The organism is Acinetobacter lwoffii (assembly GCF_049367455.1).
GTDB classification, from domain to species: domain Bacteria; phylum Pseudomonadota; class Gammaproteobacteria; order Pseudomonadales; family Moraxellaceae; genus Acinetobacter; species Acinetobacter lwoffii_W.
In genome coordinates, this window is sequence record NZ_JBMPXW010000001.1 from 931121 (window position 1) to 948823 (window position 17703).

A 17703-nucleotide genomic window follows, 5' to 3' on the forward strand; every position below is an offset into this window, starting at 1 on the left:
TAAAAGCTCTTAGGTGACTTCCTCACGGATTTCACTTGCTTTCTGCTTCGCAAGGCGACCTTTACCGCATCCACCCTCCACAGACAAAACGGTATGTCCTACCGCCAAAATATTGCGAGAAGCATTAATATCTGCATTCTCGCCAAAGCTACACTCGACACAACTAAAGTTTGCTTGAGTAAGCCTATTTTCTTTTGCAACGTGACCACATGAACTACAAGTCTGACTTGTATATTTAGGGTCAACTTTAACGAGTAAACCACCTCGCCATTGCTGTTTGTACACCAACATATTAACAAGCATTGACCAACCTTGATCCAGGATTGATTTATTTAAGCCGGACTTGGCTTTAACATTCTTTCCTTTTTTCTCGATTGAGCCTTTCGCTGACTTCGACATATTGGCTACTTTTAAGTCCTCAACTACGATCATTGCGTGGTTTTTGCTGAGCGTTGTGGTGACTTTGTGCAAGTAGTCATGCCGAATATTGGCAATATGATGGTGTAATGTATTGATCTTGAGATTCAGCTTTTTCCAATTTTGACTGAACTTGTTTTTCTTTCTCAGCTTGCGCTGAAGCCTAGCCAACTTTACTTGATTGGCCTTGAAACTATTGATCGGGTCGAATACTTGACCACTAGACGTTGTAATTAACTTTTTAACACCTAAATCAATGCCAACGGCTGATTTTGATGGGTGGACTGGTGCTTCTACTGTGTTTTCAGCACCAAATGACACATACCATTTCCCGACATGCTTTGAGATTGTGACGTTCTTAATCTCACCCACAATATTTTGTGATTTTCTGAATTTCACAACGCCAATGTCATTAGGTAACTTAACTTGGTTGCCTTTAACCCAACAATATCTGCCAAATTGAACAATACGAATGGAATCATAACCATCAGATTTCTTTTTGAATCGTGGCATAAGTGTTCTAAGTTGAACTTCACCACCATCGGATAATTTAAAAAATCGTGGCTTCTTAGCTCTAAATGGTTTTTGCTTTAACTTAGCTTGTTCCTTTTTGTTAAAAAACTTCCCCCAAGCATCACCAAGATCACGAACTTTTTGTTGGAGTGAAACGCCATTTGAGCTGTTTTCTAGAAAAGCACATTCAGGTTTTTTGCGTAATTCAGGAATTTTATTGACTAAATTAACTTTGTTGATTCGCTCATTATTAGCAAGCATCTCGAACGAAACAGCTAAAATTTGATTCCAAACAAAACGTGCAGAGCCAAGCAACTTGTTTAAAACAAGCTCCTGTTCCGCATTAGGCTCAAGCCTAAATTTGTACGCTTTGTTGATCTTCATTTCGCCTTAAATCTATTTAGATACAGAAACTTAATGCAAATTATTCTATCATATTGCACTAAAAAAAAGTCGTGAAATTCACCTCCACCCTAATGTTGGGTGGAGTCCTCTTTCACACTAAAGATAGCAGGAGTTTTGTCTCAGTGGGAATGTTTTAGTTTGAAATTTACCTTTTAAGATTGCTCGGCATGTACATCTTCAAGCACTAGCGCCTGATGATCATTGGTAACCATCGGCAAATGCACAGTAAAGGTCGTACCACGGCCCTCTTTGGAATCTACAGCAATTTGACCATGGTTCAGGTCAATAAAGCGCTTGCAGAGTACCAGACCCAAACCTACCCCTTTCTCTTCAGCTGTGCCTCTGACACTCACACCCAAAGTCGGTTTAAACAGATTCTGCATCTGTTCTTCGGTCATGCCCAGGCCAGTATCCTGAATCGTAATCTTGACCTGCTCGCCTTCCATCTCTGCAGCTAAAATCACTTTACCGCCTTGATTCACCGGGGTAAATTTAAGCGCATTCGACACCAGGTTTTGCAAGACAGAGGTAATCATGTTGATATCCGCATGTACCTTGATGTCTTCAGGAATATTATCAACCAGTTCAATTTTTTTATTTAAGGCCAGACTTTTCAGCACACTGCACACAATATTACTGGATTGTTTCAATTCATAATTAATCGGATGATAAATAAAGCGCCCACCCTCTGCCATCGCCCAAGTCAGCAGGCTTTCCAGCAGGTTATAGGTCGATTGTGCATTATCATATAAATAATCCGCGATGCTCTGGATACTGGATTCGTCCAGAGTGTCACGCTCCTGCGCTAGCACTTCGGAAAAGCCCAGTAAACCATGAAATGGTGCACGCAAGTCATGCGCAATAATCTGGAAAAATTTGGTTTTACTGAAGTTGAGTGCGCATTGCTGTTCATATAATTCTTTCAGTTCAGTATGTTCTTGATTAAGCTGAATTCGAATCACTAAACTTTCAGCAAATTGTTTAATAGTGGCAATATCATCCTGATCAAACCCTTCAGTCTGATCATCAAAGAAAATGACCTGTCCAAAAGACACACCGCTACTTGATTTTAAATTAAAGGCGACTAATCTCTGATGCGCTACACCGAGATTTTTCACATAATTTGACAGTTCTGTATAAGCAGGATGCATCTGGTCGATGACATCTGCGTGTTGCAGATACGTAGGCAGATTCACGTCCTGCGGGGCGTGCAAAGCCCGGAAACCGCGCGGACAGCTGTACCAGATATAGGGCTCCGTGTGGAAGCGAATAATGCTGGTTTTAACGTTTAAAACTTTACGGGCGATCTTACAAAAGGTGTCTAATAGGTTATTGGAGGTATAGACACCTAAAATGAGAGATATACGGCACGAGCTTAATTGCTCCGTATTCTGACCGACCTCTAGCAGTTTTAGTTCCATGTCTGCCTCTCTGAATGTTTATGGAATATAGAAAACACTGCCGACCAAATTCATACAATCAATAACAAAGATTCTATATTTACTCAACGATGAAAACTCACCTATAGGTTAAAGGATTTGTTAACCTGTTTCTATCCAGATACATTCTTAACCGCAAAGCACTGATATTTAATTGATTAAGAATAACTTGAAAATTTACTATTCGAAAAAAACCTACATAAGTATTTGAAATTAATATATCTCACCTAAAATAAGCATGTTTATTTGTATTTACTGTAACACACTATTGACTAAAAAATACCCACTATAGCTTTTTACTCTATTTGGAGTAAAAGCTAATGATTTTTCAATTATATAACTTGGCCTTATGATTAAAAAGAAATTTTATATCAGGTCTCATCTATCTAATAACACTCAGAATTATTTTTTAATTTTTAAAACTATCTTAACAATTCCAGTCTACGAAATATTTAAATATCAGGATATTGACTAAAAACAGGCCAAAAAAGCCACTGAGAATTGTAAAGATTTTACATTCATTAACAAATTAATTGCAGAAATTTTGTATTTTTTATCATCAATGCAGTTTTAGAAGCTGGAATAGTAATATTAAGATAGACCACTTATAGACTATGCATGTTCAAGTCAAACCAATCAGTTCAAAACAGCTATAAAAAAGCGGCCTAAAAAAGACCGCCTTTTTACATGGCTGCTTAATTGTCAGAAATCAACGCCACTTGCTGTACATAGTTAAACAGCTTTAATTTAGAAGCATTCACTTCTTCTTCAGGTGCTTGATTCTTTAAATCACGGTGTACCCGAAGATAATGTTGACGTAAGGTATGACGCTCTGTCGCATTATAGGTTTTGGTAAATTCATTGATGGCTGGATCACCATCTTTGACAATTCGATCCACCCAACGCTGTAATTGAGCTGTCTTTTTAAGACCTTGTTTAGGTGTTAAATAAGACAAAATTACCGTTTCATTTTCATTGCGTAATAATTTACCAATCCGTGAAAATTGACGGCGACGTGCTTCATGCGAACTAATTGCCTGCACATCAAGTAAGGCGTCAATCAAACGCTCATCTACGGGTAGGTTTTTAATTTGTTTAGCGCTCAGCTCTGCAAGCTGCGCACCTAAAGCAGCCATACGCTGGACTGCTTTTTTCTGTTCGGTCTTACTTGCGCGTCCCTCTAAAGAATCAAAATCTTCTTCAGTTAAACTGTTCGGTCGACGTGCCACGATTAATCTGCCTCATAAAATTTTGCTGCAAATAGTGCCTGAATTTCAGATAAGGCTTTGTCCTCGTCTGCTCCTTCAATCACTAAGCGTAAAGTTGTTCCTTTGCCTGCACCAAGCATGAGCAATGACATGATATTTTTGGCATCTACCAATTTGTCAGCCTTGCCAATCCGAATACTGGAACGAAATTTGGTGGTAACTTCTATCAGTTTACCAGATGCGCGTGCATGTAAACCCAATTTATTAATTACGTCAACTGTCGTATCAATCATGACCAGTGCTTCATTTCTCGATGGAGGACTTGAATAGACCATTTTGCCTCAAGGGCTTTTTTTAGTCTATCCACAATATAAACAGAACGATGCTGACCACCGGTACAACCTATCGACACGGTCATATAATGACGATGCCCTTCGGCAAAGGTCGGCAACCACTTGTCCAGAAAATGATACAGATCATTGAACATGTCCTCGACCTGATCGCTCTTTTGTAAAAACGCCTGCACCGGCTGATCTAGCCCTGAAAATTTGCGCAGTTCCAGTTCCCAATGCGGATTTGGCAAATGCCGGACATCAAAGACATAATCGGCATCCAGTGGAATGCCATGCTTATAACCAAAGGATTGCAGAATCAGGATCAGGATATCGGCCTGTCCCAGCTTGGACAATAAGGTATGTTTCAGGTCATGTACGCTTTTATCGGTAGTATCGATATGAACTGTAGAACGCAACTGAATCGGCATCAACAGGATTTTTTCTTCCTGAATGCATTGATTCAGACTTTTAAAGCGTGACGCCAGAGGATGCGGCCGACGCGAAGCACTAAAGCGGGCAATCAGCTCCTGATCCTGCGTGGTCAGATAGATAATATCGACCGAACCATGCTGTTGCAGCTGCTCAAATACATGATCAAATTCTTGTAAATCTGCCCGGGTACTGCGCACATCGACGCCCAGCGCCAACTGTTCCAGATTATTTTCACTGTCCAGTTTGGCCACGATTTCGGGAAGCAATGCCAAAGGCAGATTATCAATACAGTAATAACCCAGATCTTCAAGCACCTGTAATGCAGATGATTTCCCCGAACCAGATTGTCCCGTGACGATTAAAATGCGCTTCATGCATGCTACCCTTTCATCTTAGCCGGCAGTGTATTTAACCTGCAGGTTATCGATCAGACGTGTATTCCCCAACTTTGCAGCTATAAATAACACAAGATCTTGATTAAACGTATGAATTTTTTGTAATTCTGGAGTTCTGGCTTCAATATAATCCACTACAAATCCAGCATCGGTTAAAGTCTGGCGAAGCTCCGCCAATACCGTATCCAGTTCCACGCCTGCCTGTAATTGCTGTTCAGCCTTTTGCAAGCTTTGATAAATGACCGGTGCGATTGCACGATGCTCTTCGCTTAAATAACCATTGCGCGAACTTAAAGCCAGGCCATCTTCTGCACGGGCAATCGGCACACCAATTACTTCCAGTGGAATATTCAGATCTTGTACAAACTGACGAATGACCGCCAATTGCTGATAATCTTTCTGGCCAAAGAAGGCGTAATTCGGCTGTACGATGTTAAACAATTTAGTCACCACCACCGCCACACCATCAAAATGACCGGGACGCTGTAAACCACATAAATCATTGGTAATGTCAGAAACACTGATATTGGTCAGACGCGGTTTTTTACCATACATTTGCTCAACCGTCGGCGCAAAAACGATGTCACAACCGACCTCTGCCAAAAGCTGCTGGTCCTGCTCAAGCGTGCGCGGATAGCTATCAAAATCTTCATTGGGTCCAAACTGGATCGGATTGACAAAGATACTGACCACCACTACATCACACAACTTACGCGCTTCACGCACCAGGTTTAAATGCCCCTGATGCAGATTGCCCATGGTCGGTACAAAACCGATAATCTTGCGACTGGTACGCGCCGGATTTAAGGATGCCGCTAAGCCCTGAATAGTGGTTTCTGTTTTCATCTTACAATTCAACCTGAAAAGTTTGTTCTGGTGCCGGGAAAGATCCATCTAAAACTGCAGCATGGTAGGCTTTAAAAGCATCTAGAATGGCGGTCGCACCCGATTGTTCTTGCATAAAATTACGTACAAATTTTGCAGTGTGGCCAAAGGTCAGGCCCAACATATCCTGAACCACCAATACTTGTCCGTCAGTGGCTGCACCCGCGCCAATGCCAATCACCGGAATCTGCGGAAACAGTTCGGTGATTTCCTGGCCAAGCTGTGCCGGTACGCATTCGAGTAACAATAGTGCAGCACCCGCCTCTACTACTGCTTTACAGTCCGCAATGAGCTGATCGGCCGCTTCACGAGTACGAGCTTGCAGCTTATAACCGCCAAACACATGTACCGACTGCGGAGTAAGACCCAAATGCACACACACCGGAATGCCGTTACGTGTCAGCACTTGCACGGTTTCTGCCAACCATGCGCCGCCTTCCATCTTGACCATTTGCGCGCCGGCCTGCATCACGGTTTTCGAGCTTTGCAAGGCATCATTCAAGGTGGCATAGCTCATAAATGGCAAGTCAGTCATGATAAAGGCATGCTGGTTACCACGGCGTACCGCAGCCGTATGATAAGCCATATCTGCAACCGTAACCGGCAAAGTCGAATCACGGCCCTGAATTGACATTCCCAGAGAATCGCCAATTAAAATGCTGTCCACTTCGGCAATTTCCATGGCTTTGGCCATACTGGCATCATAGCAAGTCAGACATGAAAATTTGCGTCCATCTGCTTTAAAGCGTCTTAAATCACTCAGACTGACCATGAAAATGTTCCTCTATGCTTGAAAGTTCTGACGAAGCTACCATCACTTAAAAATTAAATATTTGCCCAGTTGCTGTCATCGAGTACCGCGAGGGTCGACTGTGTGACGATGTCTAGGTCTTTTAATCTGTGTCCATGAACCTGTATTTCAGGATCAATATCCAGAAGTGGAAGCAGGACAAAATCACGTTCTAATACACCAACATGCGGCACAGTTAAGCGTTCATTTTGAATCTGCTCATTGCCGTAGAGCAGCAAGTCCAGATCCAGCGTACGTTCGCCCCAATGACGTAAACGTACCCGACCTGCGTCCTGCTCAAAGGCTTGCAAACGATCCAGCAGGCTTAAAGCGGCCAGATCGGTATTTAACTGCACCACTGCATTCAGATAGTTCGGCTGATCCTGTGGTCCCATCGGTGGACTTTGATACAGATGCGAAGTTTTCACCTGCCCCAAGGTCGCCAGTTTCTGTACAGCTTCTGCCAGAATCTGGCGTGAATCGCCTAGGTTACTGCCTAGGCCAATATACGTCACGATCATTGTGTTGGTCCAAACACCACCTGGCTCAGATCACGTTTTACCCGCTTACGTTTCATAATCGGATGATCTGCGCCAATTTCACCGCTGGCACTGGCTGCCACATGCGACAGAGGTTTCGCCTTGTCTTCAAACTTGGCTTTACGCACACGACGATTGCGTGGTTCAGGTTCATTCACTAACGGCTCAATCTCAGCGAGATCTTGCTGCTGGGTCAGTTTCTGTTCCAGATGTTCTTCTTGACTCGCCTTGCGGCGGCTCTTGGCACGCTGACGGTTATACTGGCTAATGGCCCTTTCTTTCTCGTCACCGCTCATTTGCTGGTAAGCATCCCACCAGCTGCCCATGCCTTGGGCAGTCGCATCACCTGATTTTTCACGCAGCAGCAAAAAGTCAAAGCCGGCACGGAAACGCGCGTGGCTGGACAAAGCCTCGATTTGCTGTGGTTTTGGATTCAACAAACGGGTTTGCATTTCCCAGACTTCACGAATAAAGGTTTCCGCAAAGCGTGGAATAATAGTACGAGTCGCCTGACGTTTTAACACATCCAGACCGGCTTGGGCACGGACTTCGGCCGCTACCACGCCTTTATTCAAATAAAATTCACAACGCTCGAGGAATGGCTGCCATAACAATACCGCATAGAAAAATGCCGGGTTGATGGTCTTGCCGATAGAAATACGCTGATCGGTATTTTTCGCAGCGCGTTCCATAAACGGCGTAATTTCAGGCTTGATATCTGCAAATAACTGCTGCCAGATGCCGAAATCAATCAGCATGGGCAAGACACGGTTCAGGTGTCCCATGGTGAACAGTTTCTGTGATTCATCATAAAGTCGATGTGGAGAAACATCACGCAGCAACTGGGTCATTTCCGGCGTAAAGACATCCAGAATCGCTTCATCAATATTAAAATTCAGTTTGGCCGCAAAACGTAAGGTTCGCAGCATCCGCACCGGATCTTCTTCAAATCTTAAAGTCGGATCACCGAGTAAGCGTAAGGTTTTGCTGTGGATATCATCCACTGCATTGCAGAAATCCAGCACAATGCTTTTACGCGGCTGGTAGTACATTGCATTGATGGAGAAATCACGGCGGGCAAAATCCTGCTCGATGCTGCCCCAGTTGTTATCACGCAGAATCATCCCCGCGGCCGAGGTCACTGCTTTTTTTGGTGGTGCACGGAAGGTTGCCACTTCAACCAGTTCCCGCCCTGAATAGACATGCGCCAGTTCGAAACGTCGTCCGATAATTCGACAACGCCGTCCGAAAACTTCCTTGACCTGAGCCGGGGTTGCATTGGTGACTGCATCGAAATCTTTAGGATTCAAACCTAACATCAGATCTCGAACACCACCACCCACGATATAAGCTTCATAGCCTGCCTTGTTTAAGGCATCAATCACATCGAGAATATAAGAAGGTAATTGAGCGGTTGATAAACCACATTTTGACGCGCGCAAAGTTTGCAAAAGACGCTGTCTCCTACGTCTGAACGTAAAATTCTAAGATGACGCTAATCATATCGCTTACACGACTAAAGGGCAATTTGATTATGTCAATCCTGCGAGTCAAATCAATCAGCTAGTCATGATCCATGCTATCACCTTACAAGGCCAATTTGGCCTTGTTTTTGGCAAATAATGCCGGTCCAATGCCTTTGACCAGCTGGATCTCTTCAATGCTTTTGAATTTTCCGTTTTTTTGCCGATGTTCAATAATTGCTTCAGCCTTTTTTTGACCAATACCATTTAGCTGCTGTAATTGCTCCACAGTTGCATTATTTAAACTGATTTTATCAGCAGCAGAAGATGCCGATAATGCAGGCTTCGCCAGATAGTGATTGCTTTCTGATGAAGCCGTGGAGGCAGCTTTTTTCTTCAGGCGAGCGTCATGTTGCTGTTGCTGGGTCTTCCATTCCATATAATCGGTCGCAGTTGCATGCGCAGTCCCGATAGAAATAAAGCCCAGCCAGCAACTCAGAAGGAGATTAATCCACGTCGGATCGATTCGATAAGGTATTTTTTTCATGTGCTGCTCTTTGTTTTAATTCTAATTTAGCCTGTTCCCAGAGCTGATCAAGTTCAGTCAGTGACAGCTTTTCCAAGTCTAATTGTTGTAATTGTGCCTGATCTTCCATCAAGGCAAAGCGGGTCCGGAATTTATGGATCGTCCCCAATAATGCCATCTCGCTGGAAATGCCAAGTTTACGGCCAACATTCACCAGAGAAAATAAGCAGTCGCCAAATTCTTCCTGTATTTCATCGGAATTTTGTCCGGCTACCGCTTCTTTTAATTCAGCCAGTTCTTCTTCCAGCTTGGCATAAGCACCCGCCATGTCGGGAAAATCAAACCCGATTTTGGCGACATTTTTTTGAATTTCATCGGCCTGCACCAAAGCAGATGCATGTTTAATATCATCCAGGCGTGAACGCGGCTTACCCTGTTTTTCTTGCTGTTTGATTTCTTTCCATAGCTCAGACACATCTTCTGGGCTGAGCTGCGCAAACTGTTCAGCTTGAAACACATGTGGATGACGGCGAACCAGTTTATCGGTAATGGCCTGTACAACATCCTGAAAATCGAAAGCCCCCTGCTCACTGTACATTTGCGACTGGAACACTACCTGTAACAGCAAATCACCCAGCTCATCGCGGACATCGTCGACTTTTCCAGAGCGGACTGCCGCTTCGACTTCGTAAGCTTCCTCAATGGCATATTTGGTCAGAGATTCGGGGGTCTGTTGCTGATCCCATGGACATTTTTCACGTAATTCGCGCATGACCTGGAGTAATTGTTCCATGTTTAAAAACCTCTTTTTTTTACCAAATAGTCGCGTCAATCTGCCAGTTTCTTGTTATGCTCAAAAAAAAGACAATAAGGAGATCAGGCACATGCACAGTATATTGATTAGCGGTGCAGCACAAGGAATTGGTGCCGCGACGGCCGCCCTATTTTACCAGCACGGCTACAAGGTAGGCATTTATGATGTTCAGGTGGAGCAGGCAGAACAACTGGCCCAGCAACTGGGCGAACATGCCAAAGCCGGTTTTCTCGATGTGGCTGACTATACTTCCTGGAAAACAGCTTTAGCCGAATTTTCAGCTTGGGCAGGTGAAATCAATATTCTGGTCAATAATGCTGGGATTTTATATTCAGGCCCTTTTGAAGAAACTGATATTACGGCACATCATCGGACTCTGGATATTAATGTTAAAGGAGTCATGAACGGCTGTCATGCCGCTTTCCCTTATTTAAAAGAGTCTGCATTTGCCCGCATCATTAATCTATCTTCAGCTTCGGCGATTTATGGCCAGGCCGATTTAAGCAGTTATTCCACCAGCAAGTTTGCAGTGCGTGGCCTGACTGAAAGTCTGGATATTGAGTGGCAACCCTATGGGATTCGAGTCTTGGATGTCATGCCACTTTTCGTTAATACGGCCATGGTCAAAGATATGCAGTCAGAAAGTATTAAAAAAATGGGCGTGCATTTAAAAGCAGAAGATGTTGCACGAGATATTCTGAAACTGGCACAGCTCAAAGATTCAATATGGCAGGCAACGCATCATCCGGTCGGATTCAAAAGCCAGTTTTTATTTCATTTATCGCGGATGAGTCCACAATTTGTGAATCGGCTGAGTAATCTGATCATTTCTAGAAAATAAAAAATATTTGGGTTGATTCTGTTTTAGACAGTGTGATGAATCTGGATAACAGGAAATCTCAATCCCTTGCAGGAATCCTCACTTTGCCAGGCCACGGTGAGCATGCAGCCAGTAAGCGTATAATTTTGATAGGCATAGACGCCAATCTCTGGGTGTTCGCAGCGCCCGCCATTTTGCTCAGGATGAAGATTAGTATTCAGTTCATTCAGGTTGATCCGGATTCCCAAGCCTGATGCCTTTAACACCGCCTCTTTGGTGGTCCAGACTTTAAACCAGTATTCGGGATCATAAGCCAGCATTTTCCAATATTTTAATTCTTCGGGATGAAAGGCATGTTGTGCCAAGGCTTCAAAACGGACTTTACGATTCAGTTCTTCAATATCAATTCCTAAATTCTGAACTTGCTTGCTCGTGGCCAAGGCGTAGAAATTTTGACTATGACTATGATTAAAACTGAAATCCGGATAGTCATTTAAATAAGGCTTGCCGAAATTCGTCCGCACCACCTGTTGATCGCTAACTGGCAATTCAAAAGATTGGGATAAAAGCTGATTACGCAAACACGCCACTTCGCGTTTCCGTTCGGCAACCTGGGTTTTGCGGTCTGACAACGAATGACAAGTCAGATCAGAAAGTTGATGCAGATGAATTTGAATCAGCCGAGCCACGTGAATCCATTAAAAAGATATCAATTGATTTGAGTGTAAAAGAATTCACACTTTTATTGGGAGAGAAATTCATTATTTTCTCAAAACAAAAAGCCCGCTTTACGCAGGCTTTTTATCCGAAAAATTTAAACTATAGAATTAACGTTTAAATTTCTTCTCGGCTTTCTTGAACTTCTGTACATAACGACGTTTACGCGCAGCTGCACGCTCATCCACTTGAGACTTACGGCCTTCAAACGGGTTTTCAGAAGTTTTAAATTCGATTTTAATCGGCGTACCTTCAAGCTTGTACACTTTACGGAACACATTTTCCAGGTAACGGCGATAATCCGCAGGAGTTTTATCCACCTTGTTACCATGAATCACGATCGTTGGCGGATTTTGTCCACCCATATGCGCATAACGCATTTTAATACGACGACCTTGAACCATCGGCGGTTGGTGGGCATCTGTCGCATCATTTAAAATCTGGGTGATTTTTGCTGGTGACACTTTCAAACGAGATGAATCATAAGCACGGTGAATCGATGGATAAAGATCGCCCACACCCGTTCCATGCAATGCAGAAATCAAATGTACTTTGGCCCATGGAATAAAATCGAAGCGACGCTCTACATCGAGCTTACATTGCTTACGATCATATTCAGTCATGTTATCCCATTTGTTGACTGCAATGACCATGGCACGACCCGCTTCAAGCGCATAGCCAATCAAATGCAAATCTTGCTCAACAATACCATCACGCGCATCAACCACAACAACAATTACGTTGGCATCTTTCATTGCCTGTAAAGTTTTAACAATCGAGAATTTCTCAATCATTTCATCAACTTTACCTTTACGGCGCACCCCTGCAGTATCAATCAGGGTGTATTGACGGCCATCACGCTCGAATGGAATATAAATCGAGTCACGTGTTGTACCCGGCTGGTCAAATGCCACCACACGCTCTTCACCGAGCAAACGGTTCACCAGCGTTGACTTACCGACGTTCGGACGACCAATAATCGCTAAACGCAGACCCGTGTTTTTGTCATGCTCTTCCGGATTTTCATCTTCCGGTACATCAGCAAGTACATCTTCCAGCATCTGCTGAACACCACGACCATGGCTGGCTGCCACTTGTAGCGGCTCGCCCATACCCAGTTTGTAGAATTCAACCAGGGCAGCTTCAGCATGTACGCCATCAACTTTGTTGGCCACCAGAAAGACTTTTTTGCCTAAAGTACGCAATTCACGGGCAATCTGTTCATCAGAAGCCAGCAGTCCGGCACGCGCATCAACCACAAAAATGATGATGTCGGCTTCATGAATAGCAGTCTTGGACTGCTCTGCCATGTACGAGTCAATCCCACCTTCATTTTCGCCAATACCGCCAGTATCGACCACAATGAAAGATTTATTTTGATAAGTTGCATCGCCATATTTACGGTCGCGTGTCAGACCTGCAAAGTCTGCCACCAATGCGTCACGGCTCTTGGTAATCTGGTTGAACAGCGTTGATTTTCCGACGTTCGGACGACCAATGAGCGCAATTACGGGTTTCATAGAGTAACCTTTATTCAATATCAGGCGTCAAAGTGGCCTGAACATCAGAAAGTATAGGAAGATATAAGGGGGAAATACCCTAAATAAAAACACGGGGCATTGATTTTTCAATCACCCCGCGTTCACAAAAATACGGTTGTGGCTAGTTTAGCATAAGGCTCGTTAAAATTAACGGTTCTGCCAAATGCTTAATGCGCCCTTGCGTGTAGAAACATAAAGCTGGTTGTCGATGACGCGTAAGCTACGTACTTCCCCAGAAGTTTTCGAACGACCAGTAATCTGTCCAGTACGCGGATCAATCAGGTGCAAGACACCATCCAGATCACCGACTACAAGGTCAGTACCCAGCATCACCGGATTACTTAACTTGCGATTCAACAGCTGGTCATTTTCCCAAAGCAGTTGACCCGAGGTAATCTCAAAGGCTTTGATTTTGCCATCGGTTTGCGCCACAAATACGCCATTGCCCACGACTTCTGGACGCTGGATACTGCTGGCATCTTTACTCCAGACCACCTGTTGTGAAGCTAAATCCAGCACAGTCACCTGACCTTGATAACTGGTAGTCACCACAAACTGGCCTGCAACGACCGGTTCCCCGTCAATATCAACCAGACGCTGGATATCAGAACGTCCATCCGACACTGCGACACGACGCTGTAATTTTGGCACACCACTTAAGGCATCCAGTGCATAGATATAAGCATTGGAAGATGCAATCAGTACATTACGGGCATCTAATGCAACCGGTGCAGCCATACCACGCAGGCTGAATTGTACATTAGGTAAGTTATAAGTCCAAACTTGTGCACCCGTCGCAATTTCATGCGCATATACGGTGCCATCATTGCTGACACTAATGACACGACCAGCATGAATTAATGAAGGTGCCAGTAAAGCACCCGTCAATTGCGCAGTCCATTTTTGCTCGCCGGTTTGCTGATCCAGCGCAAACAGTTGGCCTTTCTGGTTGCCAACGACAACAAGACCTTCGGCAGCTTCAACGCCAGAGCTTAAATTGTCTTTGCTGACTTTTTTCTGCCACAGACGCTGTTTGCCTTTAAATGCAGACACTTCGCCTTTCGGATCAATTGCAAAGACCACACCATTATCTGCATCCAGACGTAAACGCAACGGATCAGCAGCATCTGTCGAAGCCACACTGGTAGAAAATACGGGCACCAGTGTTTTGGCTTGGGTCAGTTTTGGAAGTGGATTCGGTTTTACTTCTGGAACTTTATTGGTTTTACCTGCACAGCCAGCCAATGCAAGCGTTAAAACAGTCAAGGCACAGGTAATTTTGTATTTTCTATTCATTCAGCTTCTTCCGCTTGTGTTTCTATAATTGGGCGTTCGATTTCCGGATCATCGACCAATACGCCTACGCTTTCGAGCTTAATTTGTAAAATCTGACGTTCTTCTTTACGTTCGATCAAAGCATCCCATGCACTTTGATATACTTTTTTAGCATTTTCAATATCATTTTTGGCAACATAGATATCGCCACGTGCTTCATCGGCAGTTGCTTTAAATGCAGGCTCAGTGACTGCTTCTAAAGTTTTCAATGCAGCATCATATTTTTTCTGTGCCAGTTGTGCATAGGCCAGACGAAGTTTGACGACCTGAACCAGGCCTTTATCATCTACTTTCGAGTTTTCAACTTTCTGTAGCGCTTTCTCGGCCGCAGCATAATCTTCTTTGTCATAAGCCAGTTTCGCCATCACTAGCTGGGTCTGAATCGCCTGAGCTGAATCAGGTGCTTCCTTGACAATCTTGTCCGCAGCTTCAGACAACTTGGCAAAACCATCACCTTTCGATGCCTGCGCATCATCCATCAACTGCTGAACCTTGGCAGTGTGCATTTGCGACTCTGCCAAGTTTTTCTTCTGCCAATATTCCCATCCAAAAAAGGCAATCAGCGCAATTAAAATCCCGGTAATCATCGAAGAACCATATTTCTTCGTAAAGGATTTTAAGCTTTCAAACTGTTCATCACCACTCATTGCGCTCATGAGATTACCCTTTTCCTAATGTTTTATCGATTATTTTGAAGAAATTTTAGTACTAAAAAATGCAACGAAGTCCGTAAATGGTACATTCGATTGCTCTGCGGTTGCCAGCTCTTTCACAGTAAACGCCTGAGCTTCCAGTTCACGTTCACCCAAAATCGCCGCATACAAAGCACCGGCTTGATCGGCCTTTTTCATTTGCGATTTCATTGAACCCTGTGAGCCTACTTTCAGACGAACCTGACTGCCTGCTGCTTCAAGCTGATCACGGATCTGCTCCGCAATGACCAAAGCTTTACCTTGAGAAGCCGGCTCAGCCACCAGGAAGACTTCACAATCACGTGTCGGGGTATTGTCTTCAACCTGTTCCAGCAGAAGCAATAAACGCTCGATACCCATAGCAAAACCAACCGCAGGGACAGATTGATCAGGCTTGCCTTTAAGTTGCCCTACCAGACCGTCATAACGGCCACCGGCACATACCGTACCCTGTGAACCTAAATGGGTTGTGGTCCATTCAAAAACAGTTTTGTTGTAGTAATCCAAACCACGTACCAGCTTTTGATTGATCACGAAGCTCACGCCTGCATCAGTCAAATACTGCTGTAACTGGGCAAAATGTGCCAGAGTTTCTTCACCCATAAAGTCATGCAGTTTCGGTGCATTTTCCAAGATGCTTTGTGTCTTGGCATCTTTAGAATCCAAAATACGCAGTGGATTCGTGGTCAGACGGCGCTGAGAATCTTCATCCAGATCGGTTTTATGCGACTCTAAAAATTCAACCAATGCTGCGCGATATGCTGCACGTTCATCCGACTCACCGAGTGTATTTAACTCAAGCTGAACCTTGTCTGCCACACCCATACGTTTCCACAGACGCGCCGTCATCAGAATCAGTTCTGCATCCATGTCTGGAGTCGCAACACCAAAGGTTTCCACACCAAACTGGTGAAACTGACGGTAACGGCCTTTTTGCGGTTTTTCATAACGGAACATGGGTCCGATATACCAGACGCGAGGCGTCGCACCGCGCAGCAGGTTATGCTCCAGCATGGCACGCACACAACCCGCCGTCCCTTCAGGACGTAGCGTCAATGACTCAGGCGGATTACCCTTGTCGAGGAAGGTATACATCTCTTTTTCAACGATATCGGTTGCATCACCGATTGAACGTTTGAACAAGCTTGTTTGTTCAACGATTGGCAAACGGATTTGTTGATAGCCATAAGCATCCATCAAAGCGGATAGATGCTGTTCAAGACGTCTCCAAGCTGGGGTTTGCGTTGGGAGAATGTCATTAAAACCTTTGATTGCGACGATTGAACTCATGATCTACTCAGGAAAACTTGTACGAATAATTTCTTTAGATTTAGCTTCTTCAAGCTCGGTAACACGTTGACGAACCATAGTCTCGATTTCATCAACCAGTTGATTCGTGTCAATTAAATGGCTCTTTTCACCATTACGGTACACCAGTGAACGTGGTGCTGCACCTACGACACCAATATCCGCTTCTTTGGCTTCGCCCGGCCCATTCACTTTACAGCCAATGACCGAGACATCCATTGGGGTACGAATATCTTCTAAACGCTCTTCAAGTTGCTGCATCACGGAAATCACATTAAATTCCTGACGTGAACAGCTTGGGCAGGCAATGAAGTTAATCCCGTTGGAGCGCAGACCCAGCGATTTCAGAATATCAAAACCAATTTTAATTTCTTCTTCAGGCTCGGCAGCTAAGGAAATACGCATGGTATCCCCGATGCCTTCCATCAGCAGGCCACCCAAAGCGATGGCAGATTTAACCGAACCGGTGCGGTAAATACCTGCTTCTGTGACACCCAGATGGAGCGGATTATCAATTTGCTGTGACAGCAAACGATACGCATCCATGGTCAGGAACACATTCGAGGCTTTGACTGAAATTTTGAATTCCTGGAAATCCAGACGGTCTAGAATATCGATATGGCGCATCGCAGATTCAAGCAAAGCCTGACCAGTCGGCTCGCCATATTTCTTTTGAATATCTTTTTCCAGGGAGCCGGCATTGACACCGATCCGCATGGAAATGTCGTTATGACGTGCCGCGGCCACGACTTCACGAATTTTCGCTTCAGAACCGATATTGCCCGGGTTAATCCGCAGGCAGTCTGCACCCAAATCGGCAACTGCCAAAGCAATTTTATAATCGAAGTGAATATCCGCCACCAAAGGTACATTGACCTGCTTGCGAATTTCACCAAATGCCGCCGCCGCTTCCATGGTAGGCACAGAAACCCGCATGATGTCCGCGCCTGCATCGACGCAGCGCTGGATCTGAGCAACCGTAGCTGCTACATCACAGGTTTCAGTATTGGTCATCGACTGGATACTGATTGGTGCATCACCACCCACATAAACTGAACCCACACGAATTTTACGTGTTGGACGACGTTTAATTGGATTTACGATCATCGTTCTGCTCTACTCTTGATCT

Annotated in this window: 18 protein-coding genes; 1 reads left to right on the top strand and 17 read right to left on the bottom strand. The window is 44.4% G+C overall.

Annotated elements, in window-relative coordinates; all coding sequences use genetic code 11:
* Positions 1-9: 9 nt before the first annotated feature.
* From ACO1B7_RS04500 to mazG, 11 genes are all read right to left on the bottom strand, one after another.
* Complete coding sequence (locus ACO1B7_RS04500; protein ID WP_004647482.1) at positions 10-1314, bottom strand: RNA-guided endonuclease InsQ/TnpB family protein; 1305 nt, start codon at positions 1312-1314, stop codon at positions 10-12.
* A gap of 173 nt (positions 1315-1487) precedes the next feature.
* Entirely contained in the window at positions 1488-2756 is a 1269-nt protein-coding gene (locus tag ACO1B7_RS04505; RefSeq protein WP_423089851.1) for a sensor histidine kinase, read from the bottom strand.
* 713 nt (positions 2757-3469) lie between these two features.
* A complete protein-coding gene (yjgA, locus tag ACO1B7_RS04510; protein WP_004278333.1) occupies positions 3470-4003 on the bottom strand; it encodes a ribosome biogenesis factor YjgA in 534 nt (177 codons plus the stop codon).
* A 2-nt stretch (positions 4004-4005) separates the two neighbouring features.
* Positions 4006-4275 carry an HPr family phosphocarrier protein gene (locus ACO1B7_RS04515; RefSeq protein ID WP_016806787.1) on the bottom strand — a complete coding sequence of 90 codons (270 nt, stop codon included), beginning with the start codon at positions 4273-4275 and terminating at the stop codon, positions 4006-4008.
* Entirely contained in the window at positions 4272-5123 is an 852-nt protein-coding gene (rapZ, locus tag ACO1B7_RS04520; protein WP_423089852.1) for an RNase adapter RapZ, read from the bottom strand. The genes ACO1B7_RS04515 and rapZ overlap by 4 nt, the downstream gene beginning before the upstream one ends.
* Before the next feature lie 18 nt (positions 5124-5141).
* Positions 5142-5990 (bottom strand): pantoate--beta-alanine ligase, encoded by an 849-nt coding sequence (gene panC / locus ACO1B7_RS04525; RefSeq protein WP_004647479.1) that lies wholly within the window; start codon positions 5988-5990, stop codon positions 5142-5144.
* Position 5991: 1 nt separating this feature from the next.
* Positions 5992-6801 carry a 3-methyl-2-oxobutanoate hydroxymethyltransferase gene (gene panB, locus ACO1B7_RS04530; protein ID WP_004278337.1) on the bottom strand — a complete coding sequence of 270 codons (810 nt, stop codon included), beginning with the start codon at positions 6799-6801 and terminating at the stop codon, positions 5992-5994.
* Between the two features lie 53 nt (positions 6802-6854).
* Positions 6855-7340: a 2-amino-4-hydroxy-6-hydroxymethyldihydropteridine diphosphokinase gene (gene folK / locus ACO1B7_RS04535; protein ID WP_423089853.1), complete on the bottom strand. Its 486-nt coding sequence runs from the start codon at positions 7338-7340 to the stop codon at positions 6855-6857.
* Positions 7337-8809 carry a polynucleotide adenylyltransferase PcnB gene (gene pcnB, locus ACO1B7_RS04540; protein WP_423089854.1) on the bottom strand — a complete coding sequence of 491 codons (1473 nt, stop codon included), beginning with the start codon at positions 8807-8809 and terminating at the stop codon, positions 7337-7339. The genes folK and pcnB overlap by 4 nt, the downstream gene beginning before the upstream one ends.
* A gap of 136 nt (positions 8810-8945) precedes the next feature.
* Positions 8946-9368: a ComEA family DNA-binding protein gene (locus tag ACO1B7_RS04545; protein WP_148334714.1), complete on the bottom strand. Its 423-nt coding sequence runs from the start codon at positions 9366-9368 to the stop codon at positions 8946-8948.
* Positions 9328-10140 carry a nucleoside triphosphate pyrophosphohydrolase gene (mazG, locus tag ACO1B7_RS04550; RefSeq protein ID WP_423089855.1) on the bottom strand — a complete coding sequence of 271 codons (813 nt, stop codon included), beginning with the start codon at positions 10138-10140 and terminating at the stop codon, positions 9328-9330. The genes ACO1B7_RS04545 and mazG overlap by 41 nt, the downstream gene beginning before the upstream one ends.
* 91 nt (positions 10141-10231) lie before the next feature.
* Between mazG and ACO1B7_RS04555 the strand changes: the two genes are divergently transcribed.
* Positions 10232-11002: an SDR family oxidoreductase gene (locus ACO1B7_RS04555; protein ID WP_278357266.1), complete on the top strand. Its 771-nt coding sequence runs from the start codon at positions 10232-10234 to the stop codon at positions 11000-11002.
* 23 nt (positions 11003-11025) lie between these two features.
* On the opposite strand, the gene ACO1B7_RS04560 is transcribed toward ACO1B7_RS04555, so the two are convergent.
* The 6 genes from ACO1B7_RS04560 to ispG all read right to left on the bottom strand — a co-directional run bounded on the left by ACO1B7_RS04560 (position 11026) and on the right by ispG (position 17681).
* Positions 11026-11670 carry a 4'-phosphopantetheinyl transferase family protein gene (locus tag ACO1B7_RS04560; protein ID WP_044109975.1) on the bottom strand — a complete coding sequence of 215 codons (645 nt, stop codon included), beginning with the start codon at positions 11668-11670 and terminating at the stop codon, positions 11026-11028.
* Positions 11671-11808: 138 nt separating this feature from the next.
* Positions 11809-13218 (bottom strand): ribosome biogenesis GTPase Der, encoded by a 1410-nt coding sequence (gene der / locus ACO1B7_RS04565; RefSeq protein ID WP_004278348.1) that lies wholly within the window; start codon positions 13216-13218, stop codon positions 11809-11811.
* Positions 13219-13386: 168 nt separating this feature from the next.
* Positions 13387-14535, bottom strand: coding sequence for an outer membrane protein assembly factor BamB (gene bamB, locus ACO1B7_RS04570; RefSeq protein ID WP_253146960.1), 1149 nt, complete (start codon positions 14533-14535; stop codon positions 13387-13389).
* Positions 14532-15230, bottom strand: a complete 699-nt coding sequence (locus ACO1B7_RS04575) for a YfgM family protein (RefSeq protein WP_004278352.1) — start codon at positions 15228-15230, stop codon at positions 14532-14534. Before ACO1B7_RS04575 ends, bamB begins: the two co-directional genes overlap by 4 nt.
* A 30-nt stretch (positions 15231-15260) precedes the next feature.
* A complete protein-coding gene (gene hisS / locus ACO1B7_RS04580) occupies positions 15261-16556 on the bottom strand; it encodes a histidine--tRNA ligase (protein WP_262466552.1) in 1296 nt (431 codons plus the stop codon).
* A gap of 3 nt (positions 16557-16559) precedes the next feature.
* Positions 16560-17681, bottom strand: coding sequence for a flavodoxin-dependent (E)-4-hydroxy-3-methylbut-2-enyl-diphosphate synthase (gene ispG, locus ACO1B7_RS04585; protein ID WP_004278355.1), 1122 nt, complete (start codon positions 17679-17681; stop codon positions 16560-16562).
* Positions 17682-17703 lie beyond the last annotated feature (22 nt).

Excerpts from the sequence above, each read along its gene's own strand:
- panC (WP_004647479.1), bottom strand. The coding sequence starts at position 5,990 with ATGAAAACAGAAACCACTATTCAGGGCTTAGCGGCATCCTTAAATCCG.
- hisS (WP_262466552.1), bottom strand. The coding sequence starts at position 16,556 with ATGAGTTCAATCGTCGCAATCAAAGGTTTTAATGACATTCTCCCAACG.
- rapZ (WP_423089852.1), bottom strand. The coding sequence starts at position 5,123 with ATGAAGCGCATTTTAATCGTCACGGGACAATCTGGTTCGGGGAAATCA.
- folK (WP_423089853.1), bottom strand. The coding sequence starts at position 7,340 with ATGATCGTGACGTATATTGGCCTAGGCAGTAACCTAGGCGATTCACGC.
- ispG (WP_004278355.1), bottom strand. The coding sequence starts at position 17,681 with ATGATCGTAAATCCAATTAAACGTCGTCCAACACGTAAAATTCGTGTG.
- mazG (WP_423089855.1), bottom strand. The coding sequence starts at position 10,140 with ATGGAACAATTACTCCAGGTCATGCGCGAATTACGTGAAAAATGTCCA.
- ACO1B7_RS04545 (WP_148334714.1), bottom strand. The coding sequence starts at position 9,368 with ATGAAAAAAATACCTTATCGAATCGATCCGACGTGGATTAATCTCCTT.
- ACO1B7_RS04505 (WP_423089851.1), bottom strand. The coding sequence starts at position 2,756 with ATGGAACTAAAACTGCTAGAGGTCGGTCAGAATACGGAGCAATTAAGC.
- panB (WP_004278337.1), bottom strand. The coding sequence starts at position 6,801 with ATGGTCAGTCTGAGTGATTTAAGACGCTTTAAAGCAGATGGACGCAAA.
- ACO1B7_RS04500 (WP_004647482.1), bottom strand. The coding sequence starts at position 1,314 with ATGAAGATCAACAAAGCGTACAAATTTAGGCTTGAGCCTAATGCGGAA.
- bamB (WP_253146960.1), bottom strand. The coding sequence starts at position 14,535 with ATGAATAGAAAATACAAAATTACCTGTGCCTTGACTGTTTTAACGCTT.
- ACO1B7_RS04555 (WP_278357266.1), top strand. The coding sequence starts at position 10,232 with ATGCACAGTATATTGATTAGCGGTGCAGCACAAGGAATTGGTGCCGCG.
- der (WP_004278348.1), bottom strand. The coding sequence starts at position 13,218 with ATGAAACCCGTAATTGCGCTCATTGGTCGTCCGAACGTCGGAAAATCA.
- ACO1B7_RS04515 (WP_016806787.1), bottom strand. The coding sequence starts at position 4,275 with ATGATTGATACGACAGTTGACGTAATTAATAAATTGGGTTTACATGCA.
- ACO1B7_RS04575 (WP_004278352.1), bottom strand. The coding sequence starts at position 15,230 with ATGAGCGCAATGAGTGGTGATGAACAGTTTGAAAGCTTAAAATCCTTT.